The organism is Nostoc sp. (assembly GCF_036917135.1).
GTDB lineage: Bacteria > Cyanobacteriota > Cyanobacteriia > Cyanobacteriales > Nostocaceae > Nostoc.
Map to the genome: position 1 here is coordinate 1 of NZ_JBALEA010000015.1, position 15,498 is coordinate 15,498.

Consider the following 15,498-nt stretch of genomic DNA (forward strand, 5'->3'; position numbering starts at 1 on the left):
AATGACAAATGACAAATGACAAATGACAAATGACAAATGACAAATGACAAATGACAAATGACAAATGACAAATGACAAATGACAAATGACAAATGACAAACTTATTGCCTGAGATGGCAGAAATCTGGGAGCAAACTCTCAATTGGCAACCAACTGTCCAACAGCAAGCGCAATTTCAAAAACTTTATGAGTTAATTCTAGAAGGTAATCGCCAACTAAATTTAACTCGCATCACTGACCCCCAAGAGTTTTGGGAAAAACATCTATGGGATTCTCTACAAGGAATTGCACCTCTGTTATCAGCAAATTTCTCCCCTGCTTCCCCTACTCTCATTGATATTGGTACAGGTGCAGGTTTTCCCGGTGTTCCAGTGGCAATTACTGTACCTAATTGCACAATTACTCTGCTCGATTCCACTCGCAAAAAAATTACTTTTCTCGACAATATATTAACTGAACTTACCCTTACCAATGCCAAAACTCTTGTTGGGAGGGCTGAAGAAATCGGTCAGCACCCCCAACATCGACGAGCTTACGATATTGCATTGATCCGTGCTGTAGGGGCAGCCTCTGTTTGTGCAGAGTATACCCTACCACTGCTCAAACAGGGAGGTTTAGCCATAATTTATCGCGGTAATTGGACAGAGGATGAAACAACTGCTTTACAAAATGCTGTGAACCAGTTAGGTGGAGTTATTGAATCAATCGAACAATTTACAACACCTCTGAGTCACAGCATCCGACACTGTGTGTATTTGCGTAAGGTAGCCACCACACCAGTTGAGTTTCCTCGTGCTATTGGTATACCTACTCAAAAGCCTCTTTAACTAATTCGTAATTCGTAATTCGTAATTCGTAATTCGTAATTATAAAGGGTACAGCAGCCCACACTTATTGGGGACTGACAAATAAAAAAATACTCAACTATTTCTTGTGGGGTGGGTGTCTCACCCGCCCACAGCCAAAGGCGCTCATGTTGCCCACCCCACAAGATTGGATAATTTATTTGTTGTCAGTCCCTTGTAATTACGAATTACTTTGACAGGAGCGGAAGATAAACTTTTTATTTTTTCTATCTTTGCCTGTCTCAAAGTTTAAGCAAGTTTACTGGCTACTGCAAACCGCTTGTTAATCTCATCCCAATTAACCACATTCCACCAAGCATCTAAATAATCGACGCGGCGATTCTGGTAATTGAGATAATATGCATGTTCCCATACGTCATTACCCAGGATGGGATATTTGCCTTCACTTAAGGGACTATCTTGGTTGGCTGTAGTTGCCACTTCCAACTTGCCACCTTTGTTACGTACTAGCCAAACCCAACCACTACCAAAACGACTAGCACCAGCTTCGTTAAACTGTTTTTTGAAAGCTGCAAAACTACCAAAATTTTTATTAATCGCGGAGGCTATATCTCCTGTTGGTTCTCCCCCACCTTTCGGCTTCATAATTTGCCAGAACATTGAGTGGTTCACATGACCACCGCCATTATTGCGTACTACTTTCCGAACATCTTGTGGTACTTTGTCAAGTTTTTGCAACAGTTCTTCAACAGTTTTGCCTTTGAGTTCTGGGTGTTTGTCTAAGGCCGCATTCAGATTTTTCACATAAGTTGCATGGTGTTTATCATGGTGAAACTGCATCGTTTTGGCATCAATGTGTGGTTCCAATGCTTCGTAGGCGTAAGGTAAAGGCGGTAGTTGGATAGCCCCTGTTTTCTCTGGTGTTGTATTTGGTGTTGTGCTGGGGTTGGCAGTTACAGTGTTTCCATCAGGAGATTTCTCAGCCAATGCACAAGCATCTAACGCAAAAGCACCAGCACCTGATGCGAGTAAGAACAAGAAATGGCGTCGATTAATAGTCATATAAGTTTTTGCAGGGAATCCATTAACTCTCTATTGCAGTTTTCATTTTCTTAGATTCTGGCTACAAAAAATTGGGAATTGGTGATTATTTCTGGTAGTTTAAGAAACTATTTTTAGACTTGTAATATTAAGTACTAACATTCAAAAGGTTATGTATTTTTACTTAAACTATCTTTTTACAACTAATCATCGGTTCGCACCCAACCACCAAAAATAAATCCCGTCGCCACAAGAGACGCTACGGGGTGTTAAGGGAATTATGGGGTATTGGGTGGTTAATCGAGTTCTTCGTATAGTCCAGCCTCTTTTAGCGTGTCCTGTAGCTTGTGATCGGGTGAGACAGTGAGATAGGTTTAGGCTGTTGTTTACCCTCAACAGGATTGTTACGGTCTAATTCATCAATAACGCACTGAAAAAATTTGTTCAACAGTTAGATTTAAATCTGGAAATGTTGGCGACTTTATACGGTCGTCTACTCTAAACTGTTTACCACGATATTCACCCTCATCACTTAAAAAGTAAATTGTGATTGTTGGCTGTTTGGGGTCGCCTATCAATTCCTTGCTACCCAAGGCAGCATAATCCACAATCCAATATTCTTGAATACCCATTTCTTCATAGTCAGCAAACTTTTTATGATAATCATCTCTCCAGTTAGTACTGACGACTTCAATTACTAATGGAATTGAATCTGGTTTACTAAGAATAGATTGTTTCTCCCATAATGGTTCATTACCCAAGTTAGAAAAATTCATTAATAAAATATCAGGATAGTACCCTGACATTTTATTTTCTGGCTTGACTGTAGCGGTTTTAGGTATACCGTAATTAAGTTTAAGACGAAGACACTCATACCCTAACATCATTGTTAAAAATGCTACTATTTGCTCGTGTTTCCCTGATGGTGGCGGCATTTGAATAATATCTCCATCGTGTAATTCATAACGAATGTTTTCCGGTTGTGTTTCTAAAAACTCTAAATATTCATCAAATGTAAATAGTTTTTGTAGTGATTGAATCATTATTTCATCCTGATTATGGATATAAACACTTCTCACTGCTGTAACCTGAAAATTAAGAGTTAACTGGGTGTAGCGGCCAAAGGTGAAAGTAAATCGGCATGGACGCGCCAAGGTTCTTACTCAGCAAGAGATACAGCAAATTTTCGCTATTTGATTAACAAATGACCGCGATGGCTACGCCCGCCGCAGGCATCGCACGACGCAAGGGCAAGGTCAGAGTTACGGTCAAAAATTGGATTAACGGTGGTGTGGTGATGATTCTGGATGCGATCGCTAACCTATCCCTCGCCACCAATTACAACAATCGCACACAAAACAATTATATTTTACACTCCGAAGCGCTTATAATATTCTGTCCCCAGTTTTGGGATCAAATATAAACAACTGATTTAAATCGAGTTGTAGAGAAAGGCGATCGCCTGGACGCAAACGCACATCCCCACCAAGTTGAATATTTAACACCACCGTCGAACCAGGTAAACTACCACGAATCAAAGTTTCCCTTCCCAAAGGTTCCACCACCTTAACTTCAACAGATAACAGTCCTGAGTTTTGAGTACTGTTAGCGGATAGCTGTTGTTCAGACCGTTCTGAGTCAGGATTAATTTTTATATGCTCTGGTCGAATCCCCAAATCATAACTGTGTCCCTGACGCAACCGTAATTTCTGCTTCACATCTGCTGGAATTGCTAATAACTGTCCACTCACATCAAAACCGTTATTTTCATAGATTGCAGGCAAAATATTCATTGGTGGACTACCTAAAAAACTTGCCACCATCTGATTAGCAGGACTTGCATAAATAGTTTGGGGATCGCCGATTTGTTGAATCCGTCCGCGATTTAGCACGACAATTTTATCAGCCAAAGTCATGGCTTCAACTTGATCGTGGGTGACGTAAACAGTTGTAATGCCTAATTCTTGATGTAGTTGTTTCAATTCTGCCCTGGTATCATCGCGCAATTGGGCATCTAAATTAGATAAAGGTTCATCAAGTAAAAACACTTGAGGTTCACGAGCGATCGCTCTCCCTAATGCTACCCGTTGTTGCTGTCCTCCAGAAAGTTGTTTGGGTTTACGATCCAGCAGGTGATCCAGAGAAAGCGATCGCGCCACATTTATCACCCGTTCTTGAATTATTTTGCGGTCAACCTTTCGCATCTGTAAGCCAAAGCCGATGTTTTGCGCCACGCTCATGTGAGGATAGAGGGCGTAGTTTTGGAACACCATCGCCACATCCCGTTGTCTGGCGGGGATATTATTCATCAAGCGATCGCCAATAAACAGCTTACCAGATGTGGCAGTTTCTAAACCTGCGATCGTTCGCAAAATCGTAGATTTACCACAACCTGATGGCCCCACTAAAACCCAAAACTCACCATCAGGAATTTCAAAGGTAATATCCTCAATGGCGGTGACATTATTGAATCTACGCTTAATATCTTCTAGACGAACGTTTGCCATTATCTAATTTGATATTTTCAGTTTGGGATCTGCGGCACTTCCAACTCAGCACTAGGAGGTTTGATCCGCCCCATCAGATGAACTGTGAGGCTGCTTTGCAAGTGCAGAAACTTGATTGTTATGCACAACCCTAATCAGAAATCTTAGAGCCTCATTGACAGCATCGGCATTAGGAAAAACCTCTGCAACATCAGGTTATAAACGAATTGTTGTCTTACCAAAGCTCTTTCGCTCAGAACCAAACTTTCTGACTTTTAGGCTCTTTAAGTCATACTCTGATCGCAAATCATCTTCCATTTCTGGCTTACCCTTCTTCATAGACTTCTCGCTCGGATCGTGTTACTTCTCTTGCACTAATGAGACGAATAGAATTTGAGACGAATAGAATTTCCTCTTTCTGTATACGACATGATTAGTAAGCGTCCCCGATTTGATTCTCCAATAATAAGGTAACGCTCCTCATCATCAGAGTGGTCTGGATCGTAGAAGTCAACATAGAGCGGATCATCGAAAACAGTTTTAGCTTCTTCAAAAGAAACCTGATGTTTTAAAAGATTTATTGCCGCTTTGTTTTCGTCCCACTCAAACTTCATGAAATTATAATCATTTATCTGGATTCTTCAACCAAGCTGGGTGAGAGAGTAAAGAAGCAAAGACTCGTACTCCCCGAAGTTGATTGGAGAGGGGTAAATGACCTCTAGGCGCACTCAAATCCCAGGTAAACTCGTTAGGGTATCGCGTCCAGGTATTACCCGCTTTCCAGCCAATTTTTGGCCAGAAATTCTCCCAATTTTTACCCAAACTTAACCAGATTTCTCGCTGCACTGAAAAGCCAAATTTACCTTCAGAGTGGACTAACCAAAGGTTGTTAATGGTTTGCAAGTCAACAGCCGAGATATTTTCTACCTCACTAAAATACAACCATTTTCGTTGTACAGCCCTTGACCCTGATAGTTCACACATTTTTTCGATGGTGACGCGATCGGCTGCTTGGAAGTCTTGAACGGCAAGTAGCTGTTGCAAAGAATTGTAGTTAATCCCACACTCTGATTTTAGAGGTACAATTCCTTCAGGAAAACAAGAGCGCAAAAATTCTTTGGCTTGGGGTGCATCAGAGTTATAAAGGACTTGGTAAGCTTTGCCATCAATCCAAGTCGCTGGGTTCTCACGTCGTTTCAGTAAAAATTCCATCAACACGTCTAATCCCTCATTACCCAACTCAGCTAACTGTGGGATTATCTGCTGTTGGACTTTTTCAGACCCAGCGATTAACGGTCGTCGGAGGGAGTCGATGTCATTAGCAGGGCCTGATAAAATCATTGGGTCTGTCATGCCATTCTCGTTTTAGCGGTCAGTGAAAGAGCGGTAAGCTATCGGGGATTCTCCAAGGTGAAGCAGTGATAGCGAAAAGTAGTTTACTATTTTTGATCGTACAAAATTGCGATCGCTTCACTCAAATCCCACACTTAATCCCCAAATAATGTACAAGGGAAATAGGGGGAAAATCTGCGGACTGGGGACTGGGGACTGGGGATTGGGGACTGGGTACTAGGGACTGGGTACTAGGGACTGGGTACTACGACGAGGGGACATGGAGGACAAGGGTGAATTATTGAAAAAATCACTTCGTGTCTCTTCCCAATCCCCAGTACCCAATCCCCAGTACCCAATCCCCAATACCCAGTACTCAATCCCCAATATACAAGCCTGCCTCATAAAGATTTTTTGACTAGCAGCGTATCGATTAGGAGTGTGTGAACGATGTACGAAAAGATTACCCCCCCCGCAGCCGGAGCAAAAATCACCTTCAAAAATGGTGAACCAATCGTACCGGACAATCCAATTATCCCCTTTATTCGTGGCGACGGCACAGGTATAGATATCTGGCCTGCTACCCAAAAAGTTCTCGACGCTGCGATAGCTAAAGCATATAAGGGTCAGCGTCAAATTAGCTGGTTTAAGGTTTACGCTGGGGATGAAGCGTGTGATTTATACGGTACTTACCAGTATTTACCTCAAGATACTCTCACGGCAATTGAAGAATATGGTGTAGCTATTAAAGGGCCTTTGACTACTCCCATTGGGGGGGGAATTCGTTCTTTAAATGTAGCGCTACGGCAAATTTTTGACTTGTATGCTTGCGTGCGTCCTTGCCGTTACTATGCAGGTACGCCCTCACCGCACAAAAACCCCGAAAAGCTCGATGTAATTGTTTATCGGGAAAATACGGAAGATATTTATTTAGGGATTGAGTGGCGACAAGGTAGCGAAATTGGCGATCGCTTAATTAAGATTCTTAACGAAGAACTAATCCCCGCCACCCCAGAACATGGAAAAAAACGCATTCCTCTGGATTCTGGCATTGGCATCAAACCCATCAGCAAAACTGGTTCCCAGCGCCTGGTTAGACGTGCCATCAAACACGCTTTGCTATTGCCCAAAAACAAGCAACAAGTGACTTTGGTGCATAAAGGCAACATCATGAAGTACACCGAAGGCGCTTTCCGTGATTGGGGTTATGAACTAGCAACCAGTGAATTTCGCCAAGAAACTGTTACAGAACAAGAATCTTGGATTTTGAGTAACAAGGAAAAAAATCCGAATATTTCCTTGGAAGAAAATGCCCGCCAGATTGAACCTGGGTTTGATAATCTTACCCCAGACAAGAAAGCGCAAGTTGTCAAGGAAGTTGAAACTGTTCTTAACACAATTTGGGCAACCCACGGCGAGGGTAAATGGAAAGAGAAAGTTTTGGTGAATGACCGGATTGCTGACAGTATTTTTCAACAAATCCAAACCAGACCGGATGAGTATTCGATTTTGGCGACGATGAACTTGAACGGCGATTATTTGTCTGATGCTGCTGCCGCCATTGTTGGGGGATTGGGAATGGGGCCAGGGGCAAATATTGGCGATTCTAGTGCCATATTTGAAGCCACCCACGGCACCGCCCCCAAACACGCCGGCTTAGATCGGATTAATCCCGGTTCACTGATTTTATCTGGGGTGATGATGCTGGAATTTCTGGGTTGGCAAGAAGCCGCAGACTTAGTTAAGAAAGGTTTAAGCGATGCGATCGCAAATAGTCAAGTCACCTACGATTTAGCCCGGTTGCTAGAACCGCCAGTTGAACCCTTAAAATGTTCGGAATTTGCCGACGCAATTATTCAGCATTTTGGTTAAGTTTACTAGGGTTAATTAGTCAATTTATCCCCCTAAATCCCCCTTAAAAAGGGGGACTTTGAGAGCTTTTTGCCCCCCTTTTTAAGGGGGGTTGGGGGGATCTAAAGCCTGTAGAGCAACTCTAAAAGACTTGTGTGTACACCGTAGCAAATGGCATTTTATTTGCAAAAAACACCAAAATGAGAAAGCAAACTGGGGTTTGAGTAAATCAAATGGCATTTTGAGTAAGTCAAAGCTTCTTTTACTTGCGGAAAACACCAAAATCAGAAAGCAAAAGCTTATTTTAAGTAAGTCAAAGCTTCTTTTGAGAAAGTAATTGCGGATTTTGCTTATTGAATTTAGTCAAAATATGAAGTTTAGATAAAATTTTTGAAAGAATTACTGATAAATTTTGAGCCATCAGATTTTAATTCAATAAGTAGTAAAAAACAAAGTCCCCGGCTTTTCTAAAAAGCGGGGATTTTTTTGGGGCAATCCCCTATAAAGTTTCCGTTATTTGGATGTAGAGCGATCGCTAGAGTTATCGAGAACTCGGCACAAGTTATCCATTAATTCCGATTTAACCCAATCGGTAGGGACAACCTCAAGGGAGCATCCACTTTTGGAAGAAACATAATTCTGATACTCCGAAAAGCCTACTATATGGTTCATCTAAAAAAGTAGATCCGCCGAAAGTGGATGCTCCCAACCTCAAGAACTTTGAGGCGGCTGTAAAGTCGTTTCCATTAATTCCGATTTAACTCAATCGGTAGGGTAGAGGGAGAGTTTGAGCAAATGCCCTACGCCTAAAAATTGTTTCCATTAATTCCGATTTAACCCAATCGGTAGGGTAAAACTTGTGTCTGTTAAAAATAGGACACTAGCACAACGTTTCCATTAATTCCGATTTAACCCAATCGGTAGGGGCAAACAAGAGTTTGTCGAAGGAGTCCACGGTAGTTACGTTTCCATTAATTCCGATTTAACCCAATCGGTAGGGTTGTTGGTTTCTCATCCGTTGCTAAGGCTGACGGAGGAAATGTTGTTTCCATTAATTCCGATTTAACCCAATCGGTAGGGAGTTCGTCTAGGAGCCTTTGCCCCGTAAGGCTTTCAGACACCAAATCGACACCACTCTAAAAAACATTATATATGTTGTGTGAAATTGAATAACACGCATACCTCAAATCCTTGCCCAGTAAGCAATCGACACCACTCAACGAAAAATATAGAGTTTCGGCGATTTGGCGAGTGGTGTCGATGAACATTTAAAACTCAATTACACTAATTGCTTTACCTGTGATTTCACTAATTCCCCAGGTGCGATCGCTCCATTCTCTGTAATGATGGCTGTAATCAACTCAGCCGGGGTAATATCAAAAGCTGGGTTGTAAAAATCTACGCCTTCAGGTGTAAGAATACTATCCCCCACTTGATAGATTTCTGTTGGATCGCGTTCTTCAATAGGAATTTTGTTACCATCGGCTAATTCAAAATCAACGGTGGAAAGGGGTGCAGCGACAAAGAAGGGGATATTATGGGCTTTAGCTGCGATCGCAACACCATAAGTACCAATTTTATTAGCAGTGTCGCCATTAGCAGCAATGCGATCGGCACCCACAACTACAGCATGAATCAAACCCTGTTTCATGCAATGGGCTGCCATATTATCAGTAATTAATGTCACTGGAATACCTTCTTGCACACATTCCCAAGTGGTGAGTTTTGCGCCTTGTAAGCGGGGACGGGTTTCATCGGCAAATAAACGTTCTAAACGTCCTTCTCTCCAAGCCGAACGCACAACACCCAATGCTGTACCATAACCAGCAGTAGCTAGCGCCCCAGCATTACAGTGAGTAAGTAGCGTCAGCTTTTCTGGGGTAGTGGGCAAAACTGCTAAACCATTGTCGCCGATCGCTTGACAGGTTTGCAAATCTTCAATATTAATCGCTTGGGCTGTTTGGAAAAGGGTTTGCTTGATATCTTCTACTGTTCCCAGCGTTTCGTAGGCGGCTTTCAGCATCCGGCTAATTGCCCAAAATAAATTTACCGCCGTTGGACGAGTAGAACGCAACAACTGGGCTACTTTATCTAAGTGTTGCAAAAATTCGTGGCGATCGCTTGTTGCAATTTCCCTTGCACCAAGATACATTCCATAGGCCGCAGCCACACCAATTGCCGGCGCACCTCGCACAATCATGGTTTTAATTGCCCGCGCCATATCTTCACTGCGATGAATTTCCACAAATGTATATTCGTTTGGTAAGCGCGTTTGATCGATTAATGACACCGAGTTGTTGTGCCAAATAACGGGATAAACCTGGTTTGGGGAATGTGTCATAGAAAAAGGTAGTTAGTACATGGGCATACTTAACTGGCACAACAGATTTGCCAGAAATATCATAGCCCTACTTCAGTATTTCATAAAAACAAATTTTGTTAAATACTGTGTCCATAAGCTCGACTTTATGCATTTAGCAAAACTGCGATCGCAAACCCTGAAATCTATAATTTCTCAAGACATTGGATTTTTTCAATTTTGCCCAAGTTAAGTAAATTTGACCAAAGTTGTTAGGCTAGGGAGCAATGTCTAACCACAAGCCCTTGTCTGGCAAAACCCCTTTCCTAATTATTTTCTGGTGATTGCCTTAATTTATCTTCAGTTTACGTTTTGATCGCCTTATTAAAACTTAATATTTTTCCTGCTTAACTGTCTTAACTGTCCTTGCTTTGTCATTAAGAAAGTGAGAGGATGTCCATGTTAATTTTAAGCAATTTTCGCTAATGCATTTATCAAACTAGATATATTATTTATGTTGATAGATATATTAAATGCGTTTAACCTAGCCTTATATGGAACCCAGATTTTGATAAAAGTTGATTGAATTACTCAAAACAGTTGAAGCAAAACTATGAAACGTATTGTCATTTGCTGTGATGGAACTTGGCAACAATTAACAAGTCTTTACCCAAGCAATGTAGTTAAGCTAGCTCAATCGGTGAAATCAACCGCCAGTGACGGGGTTACACAGATCATATTTTATGACGAGGGAATTGGAACTGAGAATCAAAAGGTTTTAGGGGGAGCTACCGGACTAGGAATCGATAAAAATATAGAAGATTGTTACCGATTTCTGAGTCTCAACTATGTTGAGGGTGACGAAATTTATCTATTTGGCTTCAGTCGCGGAGCTTACACAGTTAGAAGTTTAGCAGGGATGATCTATTGCTCCGGTCTTCTAGATCGCCCCCACGTTACCAAAGCACATGAAGCCTACGAGCTTTACCGTAACCGAGGTATTAAACCCAAGGATAATACAGCAGTAGAATACCGTGAAACTTATGGCGATCGCGTCCCCATCACCTTACTTGGTTGTTTTGACACCGTTGGTGCCCTTGGAATTCCAGGAATACCCGTCTTCAGTAGGTTGAGCGAGCAACTGAATAAGCGCTACAGATTCCATGACACTACTTTAAACAAATGTATTCATAATGCATTGCACGCAATGGCCATCGACGAAATTCGTGAAATCTTTGATGTCACTCCCATGAAAAAGCATCCTGATGCTGAAAACCAGAGGGTGATTCAAAAATGGTTTCCAGGTGTACACGGTTGCGTTGGCGGTGGAACCCAAGAACACAGTGGGTTATCGGATGCTGCCTTACAGTGGATGATTGATTCCATCGGTGTACTAGGATTAGGACTTGACTTAGATCCAAGTGTGATTCCCACAGGTATCAACCCTAATTATGAATGCGACTTTAAAAACGATGCGGGATTCTTTAAGTTAGCAGGAATTAAGCTTCGTGATGTCGGCGATGTGATTGAAGATATTCATGAAAGCACGATCAAGCGTTTGAAAAGTCGCAAAGACTATCGACCCAAAAATCTACAGAAGATTATCTCCAAACTGGATTAATTTGAATTACTTTGGGTAATCGAAACAGAGAAACTTAGGGTGCATTGAATACAGAACTTGGAAAAAGAAAGGAGAAATAATTATGGCTGCCGAAAGAGACACATCTAAAGACGGTTTTGAGAACAAACTTCAAACATTCGTTTTAACAAATTTTAAACCGATTTGGCAACTTCTCCAAAGTAACAAATCAATTGCCCGTAAAGTTAATAAAGCTTTGATTAACAGCCTCATCTATAAAATTCCGACTCGTCCTAATCGCTTCAGTATGATGACTCTAGATGAGCATATTCCTGATACTGAAATTCCTAAAAAAACTGATACTTATACTTCCTGGGAATCACTCAACGATCGCACTTATACAGGACGACATCTACCACCCGATCCAAAATTCAACGCTGAGGGCAATCTACCAAAAGTTGAAGACCTAGCTGTTTTATTCCGTAAAAGAGATGGTAAAACTATTTATTCTCCCAAATCAACTATGCTGTTTCCCTATTGGGTACAGTGGTTTACAGATAGTTTTCTCCGCCTCGATCACTACAATCAACTAAAAAATACTTCCAACCATGAGATTGATTTATCTAATGTTTATGGTTTAACCAGAAAACAGTCACATCTTTTAAGAAGCTTTCAAGGAGGTAAATTAAAAACTCAGAAACTCAAACGTGAAGATGGTGTAGAAGAAGAATATCCCTTGTTTTATTATGCTGATCCAGCAGAGGGTAAAGTTAAGCCGGAATTTGACGGTCTTTATCAACCCCTTAATGATGAAAAAAGACTGCCCCCAGAGAGAAAACAATATCTGTTTGCGATGGGAGTAGAACGAGCCAATGTGCAAATTGGCTATGTAATGCTCAATACTCTATGTCTGCGTGAACATAATCGTCTTTGTGATGAATTAGCCAGCAATTATCCAGATTGGGATGATGAACGCCTCTTCCAAACATCGAGAAATATTCTCATGGCGATTATTCTCAAAATCATTATGCAAGAGTACATTAACCACATCACTCCTTATCACTTTAAGTTGTTTGCTGATCCCGAAGCTTTTACTAAAGAAAGTTGGCATCGTCCCAACTATATGGCAATTGAGTTTGACTTGGTTTATCGCTGGCATAGTGCGATTCCAGAAACTTTTAACTATAACGGCAAACCTACCAACATTGCTACATCCCTCTGGAACAATAAGATGTTTATTGATCGAGGTTTAGGTGCATTGATGGAAGAAACTTGTTCTCAAGCGGGTACAAAAATTGGTTTATTTAATACGCCTGAGATATTGGTTGAGTTAACTGAGTTACCCTCAATTAGATTGGGACGAAAACTGCAATTAGCAAGCTACAACGATTATCGCCAACTGTGTGGTTTCCCTAGAGTGACAAGCTTTGAGCAAGTTACTGGCAATGAATTTGCTCAAGAGAAACTCAGAGAATTATATGGTCATGTGGATAATATTGAATTCTTTGTGGGACTTTACGCCGAGGATGGGCGGAAAAATTCAACTATTCCTTCCCTAGTAGCACGCTTAATTGGGATTGATGCCTTTTCTCAGGCGCTAACTAATCCTTTACTAGCACCTAATATCTACAACAAAGAGACTTTTTCTCCTGTAGGTTGGGAAATTCTTCAAAATACCAACAGTGTCTCAGATTTAGTTAATCGTAATGTTCCGCCATCAGACAAAAAGCACAAAGTTACTTTTTACCTTTAAGAGATTGTAATATTCCATTTTGTCGGGTACGTTATAGCGAATTTTAACGTACCTTACCAAAAAAATGGGTTTAAAGCCCCGTGCCCGTGCTTCACGCAATGCTTTAAAGTAATGAGTAATAAGTAATAAGTAATAAGTGAATATTCTTACTCATTACTCATTACTCATTACTTATTACTCCAGAATCACCGTGGCTTCAGTCCGGTGAGGATGTCAAGAATATCGATGCCTAGGGGGGGCTGCGCCTACGCCTACCAACTTCAAATAAACTCAATTGATTAATTAATCCTACTAAAAAAAATGAACCTATTTACCGAATATCCAGAAAAAGACGAAGCTAAATATTCCGCTCTCATGAGTGAGCTAGTCAAAAAGAACATGGAAAATCTTTATGGAGGTGAGAAGAAAGAAACTGCAAAGAGAGATACCCACTCTAAAACCAACGCTGCTGTACAAGGAACTCTAGAAATATTTGATTTTGATGAAGCAGCAATTAAGCAAGAATTCAGCAAACGCACCTCATTAACTGAAGCTCAACTTCAAGCCATTTCCCTAAAACAAGGTTTATTTGCAACACCCAAGCAATATCCGGTTTGGCTACGATTTGCAAATGGTGCGTTTTCAGTCAAGAATGATTATGAAGGAGATACGCGCTCCATGGCCGTAAAGGTGATCGGGGTAGAAGGAGAACGACTACCGCAAAGTCACGAGTTAAAAACCCAAGATATTATTACCCACAATACCGAATTCTTTTTTGTTAGAACCATCAAAGACTTCCACAGCTTTTTCTTGACGGTTTATCGAGCAGGACTGTTTCCACTTTTTAAGCTGTTGGTGCTTTTTTGGCTAAAGTTGCATCCCTACGAATCGACTCTTTTGCAAACCAGTTTCAAACGCTTTCCCAAGAGTTTGCTTACAGAACGCTATTGGAGTGCTTCAGCGTTTTCTTTGGGACTCAAATCTGATTTTGATCCCGACAAACCAGGTCGAGTTCCTGTGGAATACCCGGTTGTGATTAAATATGCATTTACTCCAGTTTCTAGTCAACCACCTCATCAACAACTTGCTCTCGAATCCAGACCAGAAAGTGAGCTTAAGCGTGCCAAAGCTTCAGGTTCAGAGGATAACTACTACCGAGAGGATATCATTCAAGCTTTAGCAAAGCCTGATGCTGAATATAGTTGGGACTTTCAAATTCAATTTCAAACTAGCCCAGAAATGTCTATTGATGATACCACCATTGTTTGGAATGAAGAGGAATCACCTTTCATTACAGTTGGTCGCCTAACAGTTAAGCATCAGAAGGTTAATTCTGCTAAAGATAATGACTTTGGGGAAAATCTCAGTTTTTCTCCTGGGAATGGTCTGGCAGTGCATCGTCCTGTCGGAGCGATTAATCGGTTACGCAGCATTGTTTATCCGATTGTTGCTAATGACCGTCATCAAAAACGAGGAGTCAAATACCAGGAACCAACTGTGTAACTTTCAGTAGACCGAAAATGACAGGTTTGCAAATTACGAAAGAAAAGTCCGCTTTTAATTTTATTGCGATCGCTGAACGAAGTTATAGCGTTTCCTGATCTAGTGACGTACACCCGTAAGGGCATGGCACTGCCGTGCCCCTACATCTTGCTATATAATTTTGTACCTCATCTGAATGAGAACCGCTATAAAACACTTCCAATACATAAATTATCCAACTTTGTGGGGTGGGCAACATGAGCGCCTTTGGTTAATAAGCAGGCAAGATAACCACCTCACAATAAATAGTTGGATATTTTTTATTTGGAATTGGGCGAAGCGGTACTAGGCAATTAGACTGAAATTGCTACTAGTCAGAGTAATATCAGGATTTCCTAAAGTGGCAAACTCAAACACTGTTCCTGTACCCAAAACATTCCCATCCCGGTTATAGAATAACTTGTCACTACCTTGACTAAAGACAATATGTGCCTTACTAGCGTTGACAAATTGATCGTTAGTGACAACAGCAAAGTCAGTTAAAGCCTGTCCCACAGAATTAGTAACAGCATTGAAAGTGGTTTTACTCAGCACAATCTGGTCTTGTCCCGCTTGAAACTGGGTGATGTAATCAATACCTAAGCTTGTGTTAAATACACCATTGCTTTGGAACAGATATTTATCCTTCCCGGCTCCACCAGTCAGAACATCATTGCCGACTCCTCCCAAGAGTTGATCATCACCATTACCTCCCTGGAGGGTGTCATTTCCGTTACCGCCAATCAGAGTGTTATTCAGTCCATTACCAATCAGACGATCATTGCCTGTGCCACCCGTTGCATTTTCAATCACGTTGTTGGCAGAGAGAATGAGTTTGAGATTGCTATTAA

Annotated in this window: 14 protein-coding genes and 1 CRISPR repeat array; of the genes, 6 read left to right on the plus strand and 8 right to left on the minus strand. The window is 41.3% G+C overall.

The window, feature by feature from the left end:
- The first annotated feature begins 92 nt into the window (after window positions 1-92).
- Window positions 93-827: a 16S rRNA (guanine(527)-N(7))-methyltransferase RsmG gene (gene rsmG, locus V7K50_RS03905; protein WP_334957457.1), complete on the plus strand. Its 735-nt coding sequence runs from the start codon at window positions 93-95 to the stop codon at window positions 825-827.
- A 267-nt stretch (window positions 828-1,094) separates the two neighbouring features.
- On the opposite strand, the gene V7K50_RS03910 is transcribed toward rsmG, so the two are convergent.
- A complete protein-coding gene (locus tag V7K50_RS03910; protein WP_334957459.1) occupies window positions 1,095-1,868 on the minus strand; it encodes a superoxide dismutase in 774 nt (257 codons plus the stop codon).
- Window positions 1,869-2,266: 398 nt separating this feature from the next.
- Entirely contained in the window at window positions 2,267-2,890 is a 624-nt protein-coding gene (locus V7K50_RS03915; protein ID WP_334957483.1) for a Uma2 family endonuclease, read from the minus strand.
- Between the two features lie 170 nt (window positions 2,891-3,060).
- On the opposite strand from V7K50_RS03915, the gene V7K50_RS03920 reads away from it, so the two are divergent.
- Window positions 3,061-3,270 carry a hypothetical protein gene (locus V7K50_RS03920; protein WP_334957461.1) on the plus strand — a complete coding sequence of 70 codons (210 nt, stop codon included), beginning with the start codon at window positions 3,061-3,063 and terminating at the stop codon, window positions 3,268-3,270.
- Here V7K50_RS03920 and V7K50_RS03925 read toward each other — a convergent pair.
- From V7K50_RS03925 to V7K50_RS03940, 4 genes are all read right to left on the minus strand, one after another.
- Window positions 3,233-4,354: an ABC transporter ATP-binding protein gene (locus V7K50_RS03925; protein ID WP_334957463.1), complete on the minus strand. Its 1,122-nt coding sequence runs from the start codon at window positions 4,352-4,354 to the stop codon at window positions 3,233-3,235. The genes V7K50_RS03920 and V7K50_RS03925 overlap by 38 nt on opposite strands.
- Window positions 4,355-4,549: 195 nt before the next feature.
- Window positions 4,550-4,672 carry a hypothetical protein gene (locus V7K50_RS03930; RefSeq protein ID WP_334957465.1) on the minus strand — a complete coding sequence of 41 codons (123 nt, stop codon included), beginning with the start codon at window positions 4,670-4,672 and terminating at the stop codon, window positions 4,550-4,552.
- 35 nt (window positions 4,673-4,707) lie between these two features.
- Entirely contained in the window at window positions 4,708-4,947 is a 240-nt protein-coding gene (locus V7K50_RS03935; protein ID WP_334957467.1) for a BrnT family toxin, read from the minus strand.
- A 10-nt stretch (window positions 4,948-4,957) separates the two neighbouring features.
- The gene (locus tag V7K50_RS03940; protein WP_334957469.1) at window positions 4,958-5,686 is read right to left on the minus strand and encodes a GUN4 domain-containing protein; all 729 of its coding nucleotides are present in this window, start codon (window positions 5,684-5,686) and stop codon (window positions 4,958-4,960) included.
- 429 nt (window positions 5,687-6,115) lie between these two features.
- Between V7K50_RS03940 and V7K50_RS03945 the strand changes: the two genes are divergently transcribed.
- Window positions 6,116-7,537 carry an NADP-dependent isocitrate dehydrogenase gene (locus V7K50_RS03945; protein ID WP_334957471.1) on the plus strand — a complete coding sequence of 474 codons (1,422 nt, stop codon included), beginning with the start codon at window positions 6,116-6,118 and terminating at the stop codon, window positions 7,535-7,537.
- Window positions 7,538-8,255: 718 nt separating this feature from the next.
- A CRISPR array of direct repeats spans window positions 8,256-8,596; the repeat unit is 36 nt; unit sequence GTTTCCATTAATTCCGATTTAACCCAATCGGTAGGG.
- A 199-nt stretch (window positions 8,597-8,795) separates the two neighbouring features.
- On the opposite strand, the gene mtnA is transcribed toward V7K50_RS03945, so the two are convergent.
- Entirely contained in the window at window positions 8,796-9,857 is a 1,062-nt protein-coding gene (mtnA, locus tag V7K50_RS03950) for an S-methyl-5-thioribose-1-phosphate isomerase (RefSeq protein WP_334957473.1), read from the minus strand.
- A 571-nt stretch (window positions 9,858-10,428) separates the two neighbouring features.
- On the opposite strand from mtnA, the gene V7K50_RS03955 reads away from it, so the two are divergent.
- The 3 genes from V7K50_RS03955 (at window position 10,429) to V7K50_RS03965 (ending at window position 14,629) form a co-directional block, all read left to right on the plus strand.
- Complete coding sequence (locus V7K50_RS03955; RefSeq protein ID WP_334957475.1) at window positions 10,429-11,436, plus strand: DUF2235 domain-containing protein; 1,008 nt, start codon at window positions 10,429-10,431, stop codon at window positions 11,434-11,436.
- Window positions 11,437-11,518: 82 nt separating this feature from the next.
- On the plus strand, window positions 11,519-13,147 hold the full coding sequence (locus V7K50_RS03960) for a peroxidase family protein (RefSeq protein WP_334957477.1): 1,629 nt from the start codon (window positions 11,519-11,521) through the stop codon (window positions 13,145-13,147).
- Window positions 13,148-13,447: 300 nt separating this feature from the next.
- Window positions 13,448-14,629 carry a catalase gene (locus V7K50_RS03965; protein WP_334957479.1) on the plus strand — a complete coding sequence of 394 codons (1,182 nt, stop codon included), beginning with the start codon at window positions 13,448-13,450 and terminating at the stop codon, window positions 14,627-14,629.
- 324 nt (window positions 14,630-14,953) lie between these two features.
- Here the strand turns inward: V7K50_RS03965 and V7K50_RS03970 are convergent.
- Window positions 14,954-15,498: M10 family metallopeptidase C-terminal domain-containing protein (locus V7K50_RS03970; protein WP_334957481.1), on the minus strand; the 545-nt coding region annotated here is incomplete at its 5' end.